Below are 18,354 nucleotides of genomic sequence, written 5' to 3'. Positions count from 1 at the left end.
GATGACGCGACGCTGGACCTCGCGGGCCGTCGTTCTGACGGCCTCCTTCCTGGCCCTCACCGCCTGTGCCTCGCCGGGCCGCGAGACCCGGGACGCCACCGAGCCGCGAGACCCCGGATATCCGGGCGGCGGCGGCATCGGTGAGCCGATGGTCGTGCCGGCCACCACGGCGCCCACGGCCACGCCGGCGCGGACCGGCACGCCGGCGCGGACCGCCCGGCCGGTCCGGACCACCCGGGCGCCCGGGGCAGCCGGGACGGCGCCCACCCGGACGGCCGGGACGACCCGGGCGGCCACGCCGGCGGCCACCGTCCGGACCGGGGTCGTCGGGCGGGGCAGCACCGGCGGCGGCATCGGCGACGACAGCGGTTCGGTGGGAGGCTAGGGAACATGCGGCGGATTCCGTACGGGCCGGTCCGGGACGGCTGGCGGCTGACCAATTTCAGCCTCGGACTGACGTACAACGACGACGTGCTGCCCGACGGGTCGATGTACTCGTACTGGCAGGAGGGGCCGTTCTACGACTTCACCGCGGCCGAGATCGAGGAGCTGGAGACCGCCACCGCGACGCTCTACGAGATGTGCCTGGAGGCCGGCGACTGGATGGTCGGGCAGTGCCCGCGGCGTACGGTGGAGGGCCGCAGGCGTGGCTACTTCGCCTCGATCTGCACGCCCGCGGAGTGCTACCTGAGCCGGATCGGCGTCCCGGAGTTCGCCCACGAGCAGATCATCCGGACCTGGTACGACGGCGACGCGGAGACGTGGACGCACTACGACAAGGATCCGGACATGCGGCTGCCGATGCAGACGCCGGACTTCTCGCCGACCGTCTACGGCCGCTTCGACCTGTGGTACAACGGGGCCGGCAGCACGCCGAAGCTGCTGGAGTTCAACGCGCAGACGCCGACCTCGCTGGTCGAGGCCTCGGTCATCCAGTGGCACTGGATGGACCAGACCGGCGTGAGCCGGCATCCGTGGCGGCAGTGGAACTCGATCCACGACCGGCTGGTCGGCTGGGAGGCCACCCCGGACGGCGAGCCGGCCGACCCGGGCGCCTGGCGGCGCAACATCGGCAAGCTGCGCGAGGCGCGGCCGTGGCTGCCGGAGAAACCGAAGATCTTCTTCGCGTACGAGACGTCGGAGGCCTCGGGCGAGGACCGGATGAACGTCGCGTACCTGATGTCCACGGCGGAGGAGGCCGGCTTCCCGGTCGAACTGATCGCGATGAGCCAGATCGGCTGGGACGTGGCCGGCGACCGGGTGGTCTACGTGCCGGCGCCGGGCCGCGAGCACGAGGCCGAGCCGATCGACGTGATCTTCATGCTCTACCCGTGGGAGTGGTTCTGGCACGAGGAGGGCGGCAAGGCGTTCTTCCGCAACATGGCGGACCCGCAGAAGCGCGGGACGGTGTGGATCGAGCCGCCGTACAAGGCCGCGCTGCTCGGCAACAAAGCGCTGCTGCCGGTGCTGTGGAAGCTGTTCGGCGACGACCCGGAGCGCGGGAAGTACCTGCTGCCGGCGTACTTCGCCGACTCCAAGGGCGCGGCGACGCTCACGTCGTACGCGAAGAAGCCGGTCTGGGGCCGGGAGGGCGGTTCGGTCACGCTGGTCCGTGCGGGCCAGACGATCGTCGACAACCCCTCCGAGTACGGCACCGACGGCCTCTACATCGTGCAGCAGCTGTGCGAGCTGCCGGCCTTCGACGCCCTGGAGGGCACCGTGCACCCGGTGATCGGGTCCTGGCTGATCGACGGCGAGCCGGCCGGGATGGGCATCCGTGAGGGCGTCGGCGTGTCCGGCCTGGTCACCCGGAACACCTGCAATTTCCTGCCGCACGCGATCGAGGCGGAGAGCTGACCGTACGGTCGATGTCGCTCCATCCGCTCAAAACGGTCATCGAAATAGACAGAATGGTATGATCCCCCCGGAAGCCGCTTGATGTGGTCGGCGCCGCGCTGCGCAGCGTGGCGCCGTTCGCGTTTCCGGAGATCTCCCGGGCGCTGCCCCGGCGGGCGCGGTCGCCGCCGGGCCGGGCGGGGAGTGTCAGGAGCGGTCGGAGCCGGCCGGCTCGGGGCGGTGGCGCCAGATCCACCACAGACCGACGAACGGCAGGACGAGCGGGACGTAGCCGTAGCCGCTGCCGAAGCGGGACCAGACCGTGTCGTCCGGGAAGGCGACGCGGTCGGCGATGCTCAGGGTGCCGACGACCAGCACGCCGACCAGCTCGATGGTGCAGCTGACCAGGGCGATCAGCCGGCCGCGGGCGCCGCCGACGGCCAGCCCCACGGTGGCCGCGAGGTAGACCACGCCGGCCAGGGCGGAGAGGAGATAGGCCAGCGGGGCCTCGGCGAAGTGCGTGCTGATCTGGACCAGGGCGCGGGCGCTCGCGGACAGGGCGAACGTCCCGTACACCAGCAGCAGCACCCGGCCGAGGCCGGTGCCCAGCGCCGCGCCGCGCGGCCTGGTCCGGGTCCGGTCAGCCATGGGTCACCTCGGCGATCTGCTGCAGGCGCAGCACCAGGACGGGCAGGACGACGGCGCCGACCCCGAGGATCAGGCTGCCCCACCGGGTCGGTTCGAGTTTCGCCAGCCACAGCGCGGCCGGCGCGAAGGCGATGGTGGTGACCAGGTAACCGGCGAACGTGGCGGGGTCCGAGGGGCGGGTGCCGTCGAGGAGGCCGATCGCGGCGACCACGACGAGGACCGCGGCCAGGGCGCTGAGCGCGGCCATGGCCAGCAGGTCGAAGCGGCTGGGCGCGCGATCGAGCGCGCTGCGCAGGAAGAACCACGCCGCCAGCACGAGAGCGGCGACGATCGTCGCCGCCGAGAGGGGACCGTTCACCGGCACAGGTTACTGAGCCGACCGTGGGCTGGTAACTTGCGGCCCCGGAGATCGGTCGAGGAGAGGTGGGCGGACCGGTGCGGTTCGGATTGTTCGGTACGGGCCCGTGGGCGCACGATGTGCATTCGGCGGCCCTGGCACAACACCCGCGGGTCGAGCTGGCCGGGGTCTGGGGGCGGAACCCGGAGAAGGCCGCGGAGCTGGCGGCGAAGCGTGGCACCCGGGCGTATGCGGACGCGGACGAGCTGATCGCCGACGTGGACGCGGTTGCGATCGCGTTGCCGCCGGACGTGCAGGCGCCGATCGCGATCCGCGCGGCGCGGGCCGGACGGCACCTGGTGCTGGACAAGCCGGTCTCGCTGCGTGCCTCGGAGGCTGCGGAACTCGCCTCGGCCGTCGCCGACCGGGACGTGGCTTCGGTGGTCTTCTTCACCCGGCGGTTCGTGCCGGAGACCGAGCGGTTCCTCGCGGACGCCGTGGCGACCGGCGGCTGGACCGAGGCGCGGGTCGACCACCTCGGCTCGATCTTCACGCCGGACAACCCGTTCGGCGCCTCACCGTGGCGCCGGGAGCGCGGCGGCCTCTGGGACGTCGGCCCGCACGCGTTGTCCCTGGTGCTGCCGGTGCTCGGCCCGGTGACCGAGGTGACCGGCCTGACCGGCGGGCGCGATCTGACCTCGCTGGTGCTGCGGCACGCGAGTGGGGCGATCAGCCGGCTCACCCTGTCGGTGGACGCGCCGGAGGCGGCGGTCCGGGCCGAGGCGGAATTCGCCGGGGCGGCCGGGGTGCGCACCGTGCCGACGGTGCCGTTCTCCGCGGTCGACCTGTTCGGCCGGGCGCTCGACGAGCTGCTGTCGGCCGCCGCCGGTGGCCCGCGGCCGGCCTGCGACGTCCGGTTCGGCCAGCAGGTGACCGAGGTGCTGGCGGCCGCCGCGGAGGCGGTCCGCGAGGGACGCACGGTCCGGCTGGGCTGACCGGGCCGCCGCCCGTGGGTCCCCGGGCGTCGCCGCGGGACCCACGGGCGGCGGCCCGTGGGCGTTACGGGACGGTCCGCTCGATCGCGGCGGCGCCGTCCCGTTCCAGTTCGGCGCGAGCCCGGGCGATGTTCTCCGGTGTCGGGTCCCGACCCTGGGCCATCGCCAGGTCCTCGGGATCCCACGGTTGCTCGGCGCCGGTGCGCCAGACCGGCGGCGTGGCCGCCGCCTGCTCCGGCGAGGTGCTGCTCATGGTGGCCTCCTCCATGCGTTCGGCCAGGCTGTTGCGGTGCCCGGTTTCCTATTCTGTACGCCGGGTAGCGGCAAGGGGGGCCGAACTGAGCGCGAACTGGACAGAACCTGCGCGTTACGGATGGACGCAAAGTAGCGGGCCGAATACATTTTCGCCTGTCACGCACACCCGGGACGAACCGTCCTCCAGGCGCCGCGGGCCCGCCGGTCGCCGCCGATGTGCGTGAGGTGAGGGGACAGATCTGCATGACCGACCGCACCGCAGCGAAGCGAACGCCCTGCCGGGGGACCGGGTGGTCCCCTGCCGTGCCGGCCCGCGCCGACGCAGCCGCGGCGTGCGCCGGCATCCCGGAAGCGGGTCCGGCGTGACCGGCCTCTGGGACGCCGAGCGGGACGCGGGTGAGCTGGTGCGGGTGCTGGCCGGCCTGGCCGCCCTGCTCGGCCGGGACCGCGCCGAGCCGGACGAGGAGACCCTGCGGATCATGCGGCGGCTGGCCGCGGACGGCGCCGCCTCGGCCGCCCGGGTGCACGACTACCTGCGGCGGCGGCGCGGCGCCGGTGACGGCGACGCGGCGCCGGTGCCGCCCGCGCTGGCCGAGTGGCGCCAGTGGGTGCCGCCGCGCGGTCACCTGCTCGGCGCGGCCCGCGGGCACCGACCGGGCACCCGCCGGATCAACGAGATACCGCAGCCGCGCCGGTGTGATCCGGGGGAGTGAGATTCACGCCGCCCGGCGCAGCGTCTCGGACGGCGAGACGCCGAAACGCGCCCGGTAGGCCGACGCGAACCGGCCCAGATGGGCGAATCCCCAGCGGTGCGCCACCGCCGCCACGGTGACCACCGCCGGATCGGCGTGGCGCAGCGTCTCGTGCGCCCGGTCGAGCCGGGTCTGCTGCAGGAACGCCATCGGCGTGCAGCCGAGGTGCCGCCGGAAACCCTCCTGCAGCGAGCGCACGCTCATCCCGGCGACCCGGGCCAGGCCGGCGACCGTGAACGGCCGGTCCGGCTCCGCGTGGATCGCGTCCAGCACCCGGCGGATCGCCCGGGGCGGGCCGGCGGCGGCCGGGGTGACCAGCTCGTCGTGGTAGCGGTGCGGGACGCTCAGCAGCAACCCGCTCAGCACGCTGCTGCACAGGTGTTCGGCGATCATCGGCTGGTGGATCAGGCTGGTCTCGTGCTCCAGCTCGTCGTGCAGCAGCCGGATGAGCCGGCTCCAGCTGTGCGCCGGCCCGCCGCTGAGGTCGACGACGGGCGGCAGGTCGATCGTTCCCTCGACCGGGTGACCGAGCAGGGCGGCGAGCTCGTTCTCCAGCGCCCACCGCTCGATGCGCACGTCGATCTCCGCGGACGGCGCCTGCGGGCGCAGGTGGACCGGATCGCCGGGGCGGAAGGTGAGCGCGGTGGACGGCCCGGCGGTGACCTCGCGGCCGTTGCGGCGGGCCAGCACCCGGCCCGCGGTGGGCAGTGTCAGGTGGTAAGCGTCGGCGCGCGGGGCGGCCAGCGTGACCCGGCCGCCAAACGTGAGGTGACCGACCGTGAGTGGTCCGAGTTGGATCACCTCCACGGCCATCCGCGCCTCGCCGCACTCGGGCCCGCCGACCGACACCGGGTGGAAGAACCGATTCAGAACGTCACGAGCCTGGTGAACGCCGACGCTGTCGAAGTAGACGGTGCCCGGCGCCGGTGCGGACCCGGCGGCCGGGGCGGCGTCAGGCATACCGTCCGGTGCTCCATCGCATACGGTGAGTATTCGGTCAGGTTCCGTGGAGAGTCAACGTGGTCGCCACGCACTGACCGTTCCAGCACATTCCGGCCATATGAACTACTCTGGCGTTCCGCGCCTACGTGGCGTAACTTGCAGACCAGCGGATTGTTGTAGGAACGCGGGTTCGGTGTGGCGTATCCCAGCGAACGCCGCGTGCGAACGACCTTGAGTTTCCGGCCGGCGCACCGTGTCCCGCGGAAAGTCGGCGTCGGATGTCCCGATGCCAGGAAGAGGGCAGCTGTGTATCTGCCGATCACGACCCGCCAGCTGGCCGACGGCACCGTCGAGATCACCCCGAGCGGCGAGATCGACCTGGACAACGCGCACGTCATGCGGGACGCCGTCAACGACGTCCTGACCACCATGACGCCCAGCAGGATCTGCCTGGACCTGCAGCGCGTCATGCTGATCGACAGCATCGGGATCGGCATTCTCGTGGCGTGTTTCCACACCGCCGCCGCCAGCGGGATCAAGCTGGTGGTCAGTCACCCCAGCGCCACGGTCTACCGGCAGCTGTGGGTCTCCGGGCTGGTCGGCCTGCTGGGCTGCGCCGAGCCGCCGTCGCCGCGCTCGTCGGTCGGCCTGCGCCCCTCCTGACCCGCCGGCGCCGGCGTGGCGGCCGTCAGCACGCCACGGGCGTCCGACCCGGGCTGGTGCGCCCGGCGTACCGGGGCACCAGCCGGCGGCCGGTCAGTGCGGCGCGGTGGCCGCCTGCTCGCGCGCGGCGCGCTCGTCACCGGAGAGCGTGGAGAGCGGCTTCTCCTTGATGAACAGCACCGCGACAACCGCCAGGAAGGCGATCGGGGCGCCGATCAGGAACAGGTGGGCGGTGGCCGTACCGTAGATGTCGCGGATCACGGCGAGGGCCTCGGGCGGCAGGCTGCCCGGGTCCGGCACCTGTGCCGTGCCGCCGGAGGCGGCGGCGCCGAACCTCTCGGTGAACAGCGAGGTGACCCGGTCGGCCAGCACCGCGCCCAGCGCGCTGACCCCGATCGAGCCGCCCATGCTGCGGAAGAAGGTGAGCGCCGACGTGGTGGCGCCGAGCTCGGCGGCCGGCACGTCGTTCTGCGCGGCCAGCACCAGGTTCTGCATCAGCATGCCGACGCCGACGCCCAGCACGGCCATGTAGACCGAGATCAGCGGCACCGAGGTGTCCGCGCCGATCGTGCTCAGCAGCAGCATCCCGCCGGTCATCACCACCGCGCCGGCCACCAGGTACATCTTCCACCGGCCGTACTTGGTGATCAGCTGGCCGGCGACCGTGGAGGAGACCAGCAGGCCGAGGATCATCGGCAGGCTCATCAGACCGGCCACCGTCGGCGACTTGCCCAGCGAGATCTGGAAGTACTGCGACAGGAACACCGTCCCGCCGAACATCGCCACGCCGACCAGCACGCTCGCGATGATCGACAGGGTGACCGTGCGGTGCCGGAAGATCCCCAGCGGGACGATCGGCTCGGCCGCCCGTGACTCCACCCAGACGGCGAGGGCCAGCAGCAGCACGCCGCCGGCCACGAAACCCGCGGTCTGCGCGGACGCCCAGGCGAAGTGCTGCCCGGCGAGCGTGGACCAGATCAGCAGGGTGCTCACCCCCGCGGTGATCAGCAGCGCGCCCAGCCAGTCGATCCGTACCTCGCGCCGGGTCACCGGCAGGTGCAGGGTCCTCTGCAGCAGCGCGATCGCGGCGAGCGAGAACGGCACGCCGATCAGGAAGCACCAGCGCCAGCCCAGCCACGAGGTGTCCACCAGGACGCCGCCGATCAGCGGGCCGGCGATGGTGGCGACCCCGAAGACCGCGCCGAACATGCCGGAGTACCGGCCCAGTTCCCGCGGCGGGATCATGGCGGCCATCACGATCATCGCGAGGGCCGACATGCCGCCCGCGCCGACGCCCTGGGCGATCCGGCTGACCAGCAGGATCTCCACGTTCGGGGCGAGCCCGGCGATCAGTGAGCCGAGCACGAACAGCGCGAGCGAGAGCTGGATCAGCAGCTTCTTGCTGTACAGGTCGGCCATCTTGCCCCAGAGCGGGACGGTGGCGGTCATCGCCAGCAGCTCGGTGGTGACGATCCAGGTGTAGACGGACTGGCTGCCGCCCAGCTCGGCGATGATCGTCGGCAGCGCGTTGGCGACCACGGTGGAGGCCAGGACGCTGACGAACATGCCCAGCATCAGGCCGGACAGGGCCTGGACGACCTCGCGATGGTTCATCCGGCCGCCGGCCTCGGCGGTCTCGGCGGGGGTGGGGGTGGCGGTCATCTGTTCCTCAGGGTGTGACGGGATCGGCCAGGCCGGCGGCGATCATGCCGAAGGCCTCGTGCACGTGCTCGGCAAGGGTGCGCGCGGTCGCGCCGCGTTCGGGGTCGGTCGCGCCGCGTTCGGGGTCGGCCGCGCCGCGTTCCGGGTCGGTCGCGGTCGCGGCGGCGGCGCTTTCCGGTACGGCCGCGGGCGGCTGCGCGGCCGCGGCCCAGCGCATCATCGCGACGCGCAGAGCGGCGCCGGTGGCGGCGGCCAGCACCGGCGGGTACGCGTGATCGGCCGGCAGCCGCAGGCGTTCCGCGATGGCCGCGGTCATCTCGTGCTCGGCGGTCGCCGCGGCGGCGGCCAGCCGGGGGAGCAGCTGCGGATTGTTCATGATCACCCGCAGCCGGAGCAGCCACAGCTCCCGGTCGTCCTGGATCTGCCGGACCGCCGGGGTGAGCGCGGCCTGGACCGCGGCCAGCGCGGGGCCGGGCGGGGCGGCGAGCAGCAGCCGCCGGGTGTCGGTGCAGCCCTCCAGGGGATCGCCGACGAGGGCGTCCTCCTTGGTGGCGAAGTAGTTGAAGAAGGTCCGGGGGGAGACCGCGGCCGCGGCGCTGATCTCGTCCACCGTGACACGATCGGCGCCGCGCTCGTCGGCGAGCCGGAGCGCGGCGCCGATCAGGGCCAGGCGGGTCTGGCGGCGCTTGTCGTCCCGGTTCACGACGGCGAGGCTACGCCAAAACTTGCAGACACTGCAAAGTTATTGGCGGGAAGCCGGCGGCCGCGTGCACCGCCCGGCTGACGTGCCCGTGGGGGCCACGAGCTGGCCGCGGGGGGCCGGACGCGGCGCGGGCCCTCGCGGCGGTCCCCGCGTGGGCCCGTGAACACGGCCGGCCGGTGGCTCGGCCGGTCAGTCGTCGAGCTGGGTGTGCTGGATCTCGGTCAGCGCGGCGGTCAGCCAGGCGCGGATCTCCCGGCCGGCCAGCAGATCGGTGATCAGCAGCGCGGCGTTGCGGGCCAGGGCGTCCGGTTCCGGCGGTGCGGCGCCGTCCTCGTCGAGCACACCGAGGGCTCCGGCCAGCAGCCAGAGCACCACCTGCGGGTCGGCCGCCGGGTGCGCCCGGACGCAGCGGGCCAGCGCCTCGCGGACGTCGTCGGCGGTCAGCCCGTCCGGGTTCCGGTCCTCCAGCAGCAACCGCACGGTGGTGCCGAGGATCAGGCCGGTGTGCGCCGGCTCCAGCGCGGCGAGGTCGTCCACGGCCCGGTCGAGCCGGTCCGGGGAGCCGTCCCGGACCGCGGCGACGGCTGCCGTGGCGGCCGCCGCGACCGGGCGGGCCGGGGGCGGCAGGTGCCGCCAGCTTTCTGTCATCCCGCGACCTTAGCGGGCCTCGGCGCCCGTCCCCGGCCGGCGACCGTGCGCCGGCGCCCCGGCCCGCCGGCTCATCCGATGACGGCGGCGTCCGGCAGCGGGGCCGGCGCGGCGACCGGCAGGGTGAGCCGGGACCGGGCGACGTGGACGGTGTGCCGGGCGGCGGCCAGGCCCGCGCCGCCGGTGCCCGGATTGCGGGCGAAGCGCGGGAACGCGCCACCGGAGATCTGCAGCCGCAGCCGGTGCCCGGCGAGCAGCCGGTGGAAGCACGGGTCCAGGGTGAGCGTGAGCCGCTGCGGCTGGCCCGCCGGGACGCCCGGGTCGAGACGCCGGTGCTGGTCGGAGAAGTTGTACGACCGGCCGCGCGGGTCGACGTCGCAGAGCCGGACGAACACGTCGGCGTACGGGTTGTCCACCGCGAGGGTGAGGTCGAGCACCGGCGCGCCGATCACGTCCACCGCGGTGGGCAGCGGATCGGTGGTGAACGTGAGCACGTCCGGACGCGCCTCCAGCGGCCGGTTGTCCCTCACCCCCGCCGAGCCGGTCAGGGTGCGGCCGCCCAGCGACGGTGTCGGGTCCGCCGGGTCGTAGCGGAACTCGGCGACGCCCTCCGCGGCGTCCGGCGCGGTGGTGGTCAGCCGGCGCCCGGCCCGCAGGTGGAAGGTGGCCGGCTCGGACGGGGGCGGCCACCCGGGCAGGTCGTGCCAGGCGCGCTCGCCGGTCCGGTGCACCCGTACGGGTGACCTGCGCGCCGCCGGCCCGCCCGCCAGGTGCTGGTCGAGCCAGGCCAGGCTCTCCCGGGCGACCAGGCCGGCCGCGTGCAGCCCGACCTGCAGGTGTGTCCACGGGCCGACGGTCAGCGCCACGTCGACGCCGCGGGCGTGCAGCGTCTCGTACTGCTGCAGGGTCTGGTCCAGGAACAGGTCCTGCCAGCCGCCGATCAGCAGGATCGGGACGGTCGCGTTGGTCAGCGCGGCGCCCGCCCGGTACGGCGCCCACCACGGGTCGTCGCCGTCCGGGTGCCCGACCCACTCGGGGTACCACGGCGCCCGCCCGCGCAGCACCGGCTCGGCGGCCGCGGCCAGCGGCAACCCGCCGAGCGCGGGCCGCAGCCGGCGCGGGGCGGTGGCCATGTCGATCACCCGGCGCAGGCCGCCGCCCTCCTGGTGGACGATCTGGTCACTCCAGCCGAGGAAGTCACCGAGGGTGAACGAGCCGGTCCCCCACACCGCCTCGCGGAAGTCGTGCGGGGCGACGTGGACGACCGCGGTACGCAGCTCGGGTGGCGGGTCCTGCAGCAGTGTCCACTGGGTCCAGCCCAGGTAGGACGCCCCGAGCGTGGCCAGCCGGCCGTCGAACCAGGGTTGCTCGCGCAGCCAGGCGACGGTGTCCTGGCCGTCCTCGGTCTCCTGGGTCATCGGCCGGAACGTGCCCTCCGAGCCGAACGTGCCGCGCACGCTCTGCAACAGCACGTGGTAGCCGCGGGCGGCGAACAACCGGCCGTTCAGCGCCGAGGTGGGCAGCCCGCGGCCGTACGGGGTGCGGATCAGCACGGTGCCCCGCGGCCGGTCGGTGTCCGGGACGAAGTGGTCGCCGAGCAGCCGGACGCCGTCGCGCATCGGGGTCCGCACCGGCCGTACCGAGTACCGGTGCAGCGCGGGCGCCCGGCCGAGGAACCGGCTCAGCGCCGCGTCGGCCAGTCGCTGCCTTTTCGAGATCGCCATGGGCCCCCCTTTTCCCGGGAAACCACGACGATATCCGCGCCCGGCGTCGAATGTGAAAGGTGAATGGCATTCGCGGGACTTCGGATGTGCGAATCGGCGCGCATTTCGGCAAACTGCCTCGCGTGGACGAGGGACGCAAACTCGGAGGCCGGTACCGCCTGCTGCACGAGCTCGGCCGCGGCGGGATGGCCGTGGTCTGGCGTGCCGCCGACGAGGTGCTGGACCGCCCGGTGGCGGTGAAGGTGCTGGCCGGACGGTACGCCGGTGACGAACGCTTCCGCGCGCGGATTCTCCACGAGGCACGTGCCGCGGCCATCCTCTCGCATCCGAACATCGCGCAGATCTACGACTTCGGGGAATCCGACGAGGACGGGACCCGGGTTCCGTACGTCGTCATGGAATTGATCAACGGGCCGACCCTGCAACAGCGGGTGTCGCACGGGCCGATTCCACCGCGGCGGGTATTCCGGATCGGTGGCGAGGTGGCCGCCGCGCTGGCCGCCGCGCACGGGGACGGCCTGGTGCACCGGGACATCAAGCTGGCCAACGTGATGGTCACCGCGGCCGGCGCCAAGGTGGTGGACTTCGGCATCGCCGCGGCGGCCGGTCCGGCCGAGCCGGAGGAGGGCCTGCTCGGCACCCCCGCCTATCTGGCGCCGGAGCGCCTGACCGGTGGCGCGATCGAGCCGGCCTCCGACGTGTACGCGCTCGGTGTGCTGCTCTACCGCCTGCTCGCCGACGAGTCGCCGTGGACGGTGGAGACCACCACGCAGATGCTCAGCGCGCACATGTACGTCGAGCCGGCCCCGATGCCCGCGCTGCCCGGCGTGCCCCCGGCCGTCGCCGACCTGGTCGGCCGCTGCCTGGCCAAGGACCCGGCGGACCGGCCGGACGCCGCCGAGGTGTCGGCGGTGCTCGGCGACGCCGCGGAGGCCGCGGCGGTCCGCGCCCCGGTCCGCGCGCCGCTGCCCGGGCCACCACCGGGCCCCGCGCCCGCGCCACCGTCCGTGCCGGCGACGGTGGACAGCGCCGGTCCACTGCGGCCGACCCGGTTCGACGAGGAGACCCGGGTGCTGCCCGCGGCCGGGCCGGGGACGCCGCCGGCCGGGGTGGCGCGCCGCGTACCGGGAAGCGGCCGCGGGCGGCTGCTCGCCGGTGGCGCGCTGGCGGCCGCGGTGCTCGTCCTGGTCGCGTCCCTGTTCACCCGCGAGGGTGAATCCGCGCCCGCGCCGCCGCCGCGGGCCGCCCCGGCGAGCAGCCCACCGGTCCGGGGCTCGACCGGCCCGGCGAGCCGGCCGGCCGCCGCGTCGCCGACCCCCACCGCCACCCGCAACCCCCGGCATCCGACCGTGCTGATCAGCTCCGTCCCGGCCAGTGTGGACGTCCCGGCGTCGCCGTCGCCGGCGGCCCCCTCGTCGGCGCCGGTCTCCAGCGCCGCGGTGCCGCCGAGCTCGGCCGCTCCGGAGGGGACCCGCCTGCAGTCGCGCGGCGGCGCGGTCCACGTGGTCTGCGAGTCGGGGAACGCCCGGGTGATCGACTGGGAGCCGGCCGAGGGGTACGAGGTGGAGCACGTCGATCCGGGCCCCGGGCTCACCGCGTCGGTGGTGTTCGTCCGGGGATTCAGCCGGTACCGGATGTCGATCACCTGCCTGGCCGGCGGCCGGCCGTCCGCGGTGGTCCTGCCGCTCTGACCGCGCGCCGGGTCTCAGGCGGCGGCCGCCGCGGCGGCCCGGCCCGCCTGGCGGCCGGAGAAGAGACAGCCACCCAGGAAGGTGCCCTCCAGGGACCGGTAGCCGTGCACCCCGCCGCCGCCGAACCCGGCCACCTCGCCGGCCGCGTACAGGCCCGGGACCGGCGTGCCGGCCGCGTTCAGCACCCGGCCCTGCAGGTCGGTCTGCAGGCCGCCGAGGGTCTTGCGGGTCAGGATGTTGAGCCGGACCGCGACCAGGGGGCCGGCGTCGGAATCCAGCAGCCTGTGGATCGAGGCGGTCCGGCTGATCTGGTCGCCCAGGTAGTCCAGCGCGTTGCGGATCCCCATCACCTGGGCGTCCTTGCTGTACGCGTTGTCCACCTCACGGTCGCGGGCGTCGATCTGCCGCTTCAGCGCGGCCGGATCGATCAGGTTGTTGCCGGCCAGCCGGTTCATCCCGGCGACCAGCTCGGGCAGCGTCGCGGCCTGCACGAAGTCCGCGCCGTACTTCTGGAACCGCTGGATCGGTTGCGGGGTCTGCCAGATCCGCGACAGCAGCAGCCAGAGGTTCTTCCCGGTCAGATCGGGATTCTGCTCCGAGCCGGAGAGCGCGAACTCCTTGTCGACGATCTTCTGGGTGGTGACGAACCAGGAGTAGTCATAACCGGACGCGGTGATCGAGCCGAGCGTGTGCAGGGTGTCGTAGCCGGGCATGTCCGGGGCGCCGAACCGCCGGCCCCGGGCGTCCAGCCACATCGACGACGGGCCGGGCAGGATGCGGATGCCGTGGCCGGGCCAGATCGGCGCGTAGTTGCGCAGGCCCTCGGTGTAGTGCCACATCCGGTCCGGGTTGACGATGCGCGCCCCGGTCCGCGCGGTGATCGCCAGCATCCGGCCGTCCACGTAGGCCGGGACGCCGGTGACCATGAACCGTGGTGGCGTGCCGAGGCGGGCCGGCCAGTTCTGCCGGATCAGGTCGTGGTTCGCGCCGATCCCGCCGGAGGTGACGATCACGATCGGCGCCCGGAGCTCGAAGTCGCCGGTCACGGTGCGCGAGGAGGGCGCTCCGCGCGGGGCCGAGCTGGGCTCCAGGACGGCTCCGCGTACGCCGGTGACCGCCCCGCCGGTGACCACCACCTCGTCCACCCGGTGCCGGAACTTCAGAACCACCTTGCCGGCGGCCACCCCGGCACGGACCTTCTTCTCGAACGGCTCGACGATGGCCGGGCCGGTGCCCCAGGTGACGTGGAACCGGGGCACCGAGTTGCCGTGCCCGTCGGCCAGCCCGCCGCCACGCTCCGCCCAGCCCACCGCGGGGAACCACTGCAGACCCAGCCCGGCCAGCCAGGAGCGTTTCTCACCGGCGGCGAACCGCACGTAGGCCTGCGCCCACCTGTACGCCCAGTGGTCCTGCCCGGCCGGGTCGTCGACGCCACGGTCGAACCCGGCCGTGCCCAGCCAGTCCTGCCAGGCCAGGTCGTACGAGTCCTTGACACCCATCAGCCGCTGCTCCTCGGAGTTGACGAAGAACAGCCCACCGAACGACCAGTACGCCTGCCCGCCGAGATTGGACTCCGGCTCCTGGTCCAGCAGCAGCACCCGCCGCCCGGCCGCGACCAGCTCGGACGTGGCGACCAGCCCGGCCAGGCCGTGCCCGACCACGATCGCGTCCGCGTCGTCGGCCGCCGCGGCCCCGAATGCCGGGGTGGCCCGGGCGATGGCCGCCCCGGCCGTGGTTGCCAGTACGGTTCGCCGGCTGATCCCGTTCATGAGTCCTCCTCGCTTTCCCGGGCTTCGATGAAAACAAGGCGTTCAGCTGCGGCGATAGTCGTTCGGGTCCAAAGCCCGCGGTGCTCGTTGTGGACGCCGGACGACGGGCTAGGGTCGCTGGATGACCGACGCCGCATCCGCGCTGCCGCGGACCCCCGTGCCCGACAGGCCGACCCTCGACGGGATCGAGCGGAAGTGGCGCGGGGTATGGGCGCGGCGGGAGACCTACGCGTTCGACCGGTCGGCGCCACGGTCACGGGTGTTCTCCATCGACACCCCGCCGCCCACGGTGAGCGGGTCACTGCACGTGGGGCACGTGTTCTCGTACACCCACACGGACGCGGTGGCACGTTACCGGCGGATGACCGGCCGGGCGGTGTTCTACCCGATGGGGTGGGACGACAACGGCCTGCCCACCGAGCGCCGGGTGCAGAACCACTACGGGGTGCAGTGCGACCCGTCGCTGCCGTACGACCCGGACTTCACCCCGCCGCCGACCCCGCCGAGCCGGCCGCTGCACGTCTCCCGGCGCAACTTCGTCGAGCTCTGCCAGCGGCTGACCGCGATCGACGAGCAGGCGTACGAGGACCTGTGGCGCCAGCTGGGGCTCTCCGTCGACTGGTCGCTGCGGTACAGCACGATCGACGACGCCAGCCGGACCATCTCGCAGCGGGCTTTCCTGCGCAACCTGGCGCGCGGCGAGGCGTACCTGGCCGACGCGCCGACGCTGTGGGACGTGTCGTTCCGCACCGCGGTCGCCCAGGCCGAGCTGGAGGACCGGGAACGGCAGGGCGCGTACCACCGGCTGGCGTTCGGTCTGGCCGGCGGCGGCGCGGTGCACATCGAGACGACCCGGCCGGAGCTGCTGCCGGCCTGCGTGGCGCTGGTCGCCCACCCGGACGACGAGCGCTACCGGCACCTGGTCGGCACGGTCGCGGTCACCCCGGTCTTCGGGGTCCAGGTGCCGATCCGGGCGCACCCGCTCGCGCAGCCGGACAAGGGCTCCGGCATCGCGATGATCTGCACCTTCGGCGACCTCACCGACGTGATCTGGTGGCGTGAGCTGGACCTGCCGACCCGTCCGGTGATGGGCCGCGACGGCCGGCTGCTGGCGCGGCCCCCGGCCGGGGTCCCCGAGTCCGCCTACGCCGAGCTGGCCGGCCGGACCGCCTTCGCGGCCCGGGAGCGGATGGTCGAGCTGCTGCGGGCGGCCGGCGCCCTGGACGGCGAGCCGCGCCCGACCGTGCAGCAGGTCAAGTTCTACGAGAAGGGTGACCGGCCGCTGGAGATCGTCACGACCCGGCAGTGGTACATCCGCAACGGTGGCCGGGACGCCGCGCTGCGTTCCGCCCTGCTTGAGCGGGGCCGGGAGATGACCTGGTCGCCGGGCTTCATGCGGAGCCGGTACGAGAACTGGGTGGCGGGCCTGGCCGGCGACTGGATCATCAGCCGGCAGCGCTTCTTCGGCGTGCCGTTCCCGGTGTGGTACCCGCTGGACGCGGCCGGCCGGCCGGACCACACGTCCCCGATCACCCCGGACGAGGCCGCGCTGCCGGTCGACCCGAGCAGCGACACCCCACCCGGATACCGGCCCGAGCAGCGGGACCGTCCGGGCGGCTTCACCGGCGACCCGGACGTCATGGACACCTGGGCGACCTCCTCGCTGACCCCGGAGATCGCCGGCCGGTGGGGCCTGGACGACGACCTGTTCGCCCGGGTCTTCCCGATGGATCTGCGCCCGCAGGCCCACGAGATCATCCGGACCTGGCTGTTCGCCACCGTGCTGCGCGCGCACCAGGAGTTCGGTGGCCTGCCGTGGCACACCGCGCTGCTCTCCGGCTGGATCCTCGACCCGGACCGCAAGAAGATGTCGAAATCCAAGGGCAACACCGTCACCCCGATGGCGCTGCTGGAGGAGTACGGCTCGGACGCGGTCCGGTACTGGGCGGTCAGCGGCCGGCCGGGCACCGACACCGCGTTCGACACCGGGCAGATGAGGGTCGGCCGCCGGCTCGCCCTCAAGATCCTCAACGCCAGCCGGTTCGTGCTGCGCTTCGGCGTCGGCTCGGGGGCGGATCTGGGCGCCGCCGACGTCACCGAGCCGCTCGATCGGGCCATGCTGGCGCAGCTCGCCGCGGTGGTCGCCGACGCCACCATGCACTTCGAGGCGTACGACTACGCCCGCGCCCTGGAGCGCACCGAGCAGTTCTTCTGGACGTTCTGCGACGACTACCTGGAGCTGGTCAAGGAGCGGGCGTACGCCGGGGCGGACACCTGTGGGGCGCGGTCGGCGCACGCCGCGCTGGCGCTCGCCCTGCGGGCGCTGCTGCGGCTGTTCGCGCCGATGCTGCCGTTCGTGACCGAGGAGGCCTGGGCGTGGTGGCAGGACGGCTCGGTGCACCGCGCGCCGTGGCCGGCCCCGGACGAGTTCGCCGCCGCGCTCGACCCGGCCGCGCCGGCCACGCTGCTGGCGCTGGCCGGCACCGTGCTGGGCGAGATACGAAGGTCGAAATCCGCGGCCAAGCAGTCGATGCGGACCGCGGTGGCCCGGCTGACGATCTGCGGCACGGAGGCCGAGGTGCGGGCGTTCGAGCTGGTCAGCGCGGATGTGCGGGCGGCCGGCGTGGTGCGTGAGGTGAGCACCGATCCGGCCGGTGGCCCGCTGCGCGCCGACGTCCGGCTTGCCTGAAATCAGCCGGGGAAGGGCTTCGTGTCCCGCCCCGGCATGCTCGGCTGCGGTACGCTCCGGCCGTGCCCGACAAGATCAACGGTCGCCGCTTCCCGCGGTCGAAGCCGTTCGAGTTCCTGGTGCTGCTCATCGTGGCGGTGGTGGTGGCCGCCGGTGTGCGCACGTTCCTGGTGCAGACCTTCTACATCCCGTCCGGGTCGATGGAGGAGACCCTGCTCCTCGACGACAAGGTGCTGGTGAACAAGGCGATCTACCGGTTCCGTGATCCGCGCCGCGGGGAGATCGTGGTCTTCGAGCCGCCGGTCGGCTGGGGCCGCGGGCCCAGCGAGCAGGAGTACATCAAACGGGTGATCGGGGTCGGCGGCGACCACGTGGTCTGCTGCGACAGCCAGAAGCGGATCACCGTGAACGGGCAGCCGCTCGACGAGAACTACCTCTACCCCGGCGACGCCCCGTCCGAGGAGGAGTTCGACGTGACCGTCCCGGCGGGCCGGTTGTTCGTGATGGGCGACCACCGCTCCGACTCCGCGGACTCCCGTGTCCACCTGGACAGCGACCAGGGCACCGTGCCGGTGGACCGGGTCGCCGGGCGCGCGTTCGCCATCTACTGGCCGATGTCGCGCTGGGCCTCCCTGCCGGTCCCGGACACGTTCAGCAGGATCCCCGACCAGAAGTAGCCACCGGCCGGCGTCACCCGCGCCGCCGGCCCGGTGGGTCCGCGGCCGGCCGGGGCCGCCGGTCCGGTGGAGGCCGTCGGCCGGGAAACCCGGGGCCGGGAGGATGCCGAGAATCGGTTCACCGCGAGGGTCCGGGGGCGGCCCCCGGCGCGTGGGGTCCGGGGCTCGGGCCTCAGGTCAGAAAAGCACGATGGGCACCGGTCCGCGATCTCCGCGGATAACCGGTGCCCGATCCATCGTGCCCCCGGCAGGATTCGAACCTGCGCTTTCGCCTCCGGAGGGCGACGCTCTATCCCCTGAGCTACGGGGGCCCAGTGGTTCAGAAGCCTAGCAGGCCCCGCAGACCCACCGCCAATCGGTGTC

General features: G+C 73.6%; 17 protein-coding genes and 1 tRNA gene. 8 read left to right on the top strand and 10 right to left on the bottom strand.

Annotated features, from left to right (window positions below):
- The first annotated feature begins 1 nt into the window (after position 1).
- Both ACTEI_RS32290 and ACTEI_RS32285 read left to right on the top strand, forming a co-directional pair.
- Entirely contained in the window at positions 2 to 385 is a 384-nt protein-coding gene (locus tag ACTEI_RS32290) for a hypothetical protein (RefSeq protein WP_122981098.1), read from the top strand.
- Between the two features lie 5 nt (positions 386 to 390).
- Complete coding sequence (locus tag ACTEI_RS32285) at positions 391 to 1,857, top strand: glutathionylspermidine synthase family protein (RefSeq protein WP_122981097.1); 1,467 nt, start codon at positions 391 to 393, stop codon at positions 1,855 to 1,857.
- 186 nt (positions 1,858 to 2,043) lie between these two features.
- Here ACTEI_RS32285 and ACTEI_RS32280 read toward each other — a convergent pair whose 3' ends face one another.
- Positions 2,044 to 2,484: a hypothetical protein gene (locus ACTEI_RS32280; RefSeq protein WP_122981096.1), complete on the bottom strand. Its 441-nt coding sequence runs from the start codon at positions 2,482 to 2,484 to the stop codon at positions 2,044 to 2,046.
- A complete protein-coding gene (locus ACTEI_RS32275; protein WP_122982544.1) occupies positions 2,477 to 2,842 on the bottom strand; it encodes a hypothetical protein in 366 nt (121 codons plus the stop codon). The genes ACTEI_RS32280 and ACTEI_RS32275 overlap by 8 nt, the downstream gene beginning before the upstream one ends.
- Before the next feature lie 77 nt (positions 2,843 to 2,919).
- Here ACTEI_RS32275 and ACTEI_RS32270 point away from each other — a divergent pair, with 77 nt between their 5' ends.
- Positions 2,920 to 3,816, top strand: coding sequence for a Gfo/Idh/MocA family protein (locus ACTEI_RS32270; RefSeq protein ID WP_122982543.1), 897 nt, complete (start codon positions 2,920 to 2,922; stop codon positions 3,814 to 3,816).
- A 64-nt stretch (positions 3,817 to 3,880) separates the two neighbouring features.
- Here ACTEI_RS32270 and ACTEI_RS32265 read toward each other — a convergent pair whose 3' ends face one another.
- Positions 3,881 to 4,069, bottom strand: coding sequence for a hypothetical protein (locus ACTEI_RS32265; protein WP_122982542.1), 189 nt, complete (start codon positions 4,067 to 4,069; stop codon positions 3,881 to 3,883).
- A 364-nt stretch (positions 4,070 to 4,433) separates the two neighbouring features.
- Between ACTEI_RS32265 and ACTEI_RS32260 the strand changes: the two genes are divergently transcribed.
- Positions 4,434 to 4,784: a hypothetical protein gene (locus tag ACTEI_RS32260; protein ID WP_122981095.1), complete on the top strand. Its 351-nt coding sequence runs from the start codon at positions 4,434 to 4,436 to the stop codon at positions 4,782 to 4,784.
- Between the two features lie 3 nt (positions 4,785 to 4,787).
- On the opposite strand, the gene ACTEI_RS32255 is transcribed toward ACTEI_RS32260, so the two are convergent.
- On the bottom strand, positions 4,788 to 5,783 hold the full coding sequence (locus ACTEI_RS32255; protein WP_122981094.1) for an AraC family transcriptional regulator: 996 nt from the start codon (positions 5,781 to 5,783) through the stop codon (positions 4,788 to 4,790).
- A 288-nt stretch (positions 5,784 to 6,071) separates the two neighbouring features.
- Here ACTEI_RS32255 and ACTEI_RS32250 point away from each other — a divergent pair, with 288 nt between their 5' ends.
- Complete coding sequence (locus ACTEI_RS32250; RefSeq protein ID WP_122981093.1) at positions 6,072 to 6,428, top strand: STAS domain-containing protein; 357 nt, start codon at positions 6,072 to 6,074, stop codon at positions 6,426 to 6,428.
- Positions 6,429 to 6,521: 93 nt separating this feature from the next.
- Here ACTEI_RS32250 and ACTEI_RS32245 read toward each other — a convergent pair whose 3' ends face one another.
- The 4 genes from ACTEI_RS32245 to ACTEI_RS32230 form a co-directional block, all read right to left on the bottom strand.
- Complete coding sequence (locus ACTEI_RS32245) at positions 6,522 to 8,090, bottom strand: MDR family MFS transporter (protein ID WP_122981092.1); 1,569 nt, start codon at positions 8,088 to 8,090, stop codon at positions 6,522 to 6,524.
- Positions 8,091 to 8,097: 7 nt separating this feature from the next.
- Positions 8,098 to 8,793, bottom strand: coding sequence for a TetR/AcrR family transcriptional regulator (locus ACTEI_RS32240; RefSeq protein WP_122981091.1), 696 nt, complete (start codon positions 8,791 to 8,793; stop codon positions 8,098 to 8,100).
- Positions 8,794 to 8,982: 189 nt separating this feature from the next.
- Entirely contained in the window at positions 8,983 to 9,441 is a 459-nt protein-coding gene (locus tag ACTEI_RS32235) for a hypothetical protein (RefSeq protein ID WP_122981090.1), read from the bottom strand.
- A 71-nt stretch (positions 9,442 to 9,512) separates the two neighbouring features.
- On the bottom strand, positions 9,513 to 11,165 hold the full coding sequence (locus ACTEI_RS32230) for a CocE/NonD family hydrolase (protein WP_122981089.1): 1,653 nt from the start codon (positions 11,163 to 11,165) through the stop codon (positions 9,513 to 9,515).
- A gap of 122 nt (positions 11,166 to 11,287) precedes the next feature.
- On the opposite strand from ACTEI_RS32230, the gene ACTEI_RS32225 reads away from it, so the two are divergent.
- A complete protein-coding gene (locus ACTEI_RS32225; protein WP_122981088.1) occupies positions 11,288 to 12,856 on the top strand; it encodes a serine/threonine-protein kinase in 1,569 nt (522 codons plus the stop codon).
- A 14-nt stretch (positions 12,857 to 12,870) separates the two neighbouring features.
- On the opposite strand, the gene ACTEI_RS32220 is transcribed toward ACTEI_RS32225, so the two are convergent.
- Entirely contained in the window at positions 12,871 to 14,625 is a 1,755-nt protein-coding gene (locus ACTEI_RS32220; RefSeq protein WP_122981087.1) for an FAD-binding dehydrogenase, read from the bottom strand.
- Between the two features lie 157 nt (positions 14,626 to 14,782).
- On the opposite strand from ACTEI_RS32220, the gene valS reads away from it, so the two are divergent.
- Both valS and lepB read left to right on the top strand, forming a co-directional pair.
- Complete coding sequence (gene valS / locus ACTEI_RS32215) at positions 14,783 to 17,314, top strand: valine--tRNA ligase (protein WP_122982541.1); 2,532 nt, start codon at positions 14,783 to 14,785, stop codon at positions 17,312 to 17,314.
- Between the two features lie 62 nt (positions 17,315 to 17,376).
- On the top strand, positions 17,377 to 17,991 hold the full coding sequence (gene lepB / locus ACTEI_RS32210; RefSeq protein WP_239082125.1) for a signal peptidase I: 615 nt from the start codon (positions 17,377 to 17,379) through the stop codon (positions 17,989 to 17,991).
- 239 nt (positions 17,992 to 18,230) lie between these two features.
- On the opposite strand, the gene ACTEI_RS32205 is transcribed toward lepB, so the two are convergent.
- Positions 18,231 to 18,302, bottom strand: a tRNA-Arg gene (locus ACTEI_RS32205).
- Positions 18,303 to 18,354: the final 52 nt, after the last annotated feature.

Origin of the sequence: Actinoplanes teichomyceticus ATCC 31121, assembly GCF_003711105.1 — a bacterium.
GTDB classification, from domain to species: Bacteria; Actinomycetota; Actinomycetes; order Mycobacteriales; family Micromonosporaceae; genus Actinoplanes; species Actinoplanes teichomyceticus.
The sequence above is the reverse complement of the archived record's forward strand: the minus strand, read 5'-3'. Positions and strand labels throughout refer to the sequence as shown.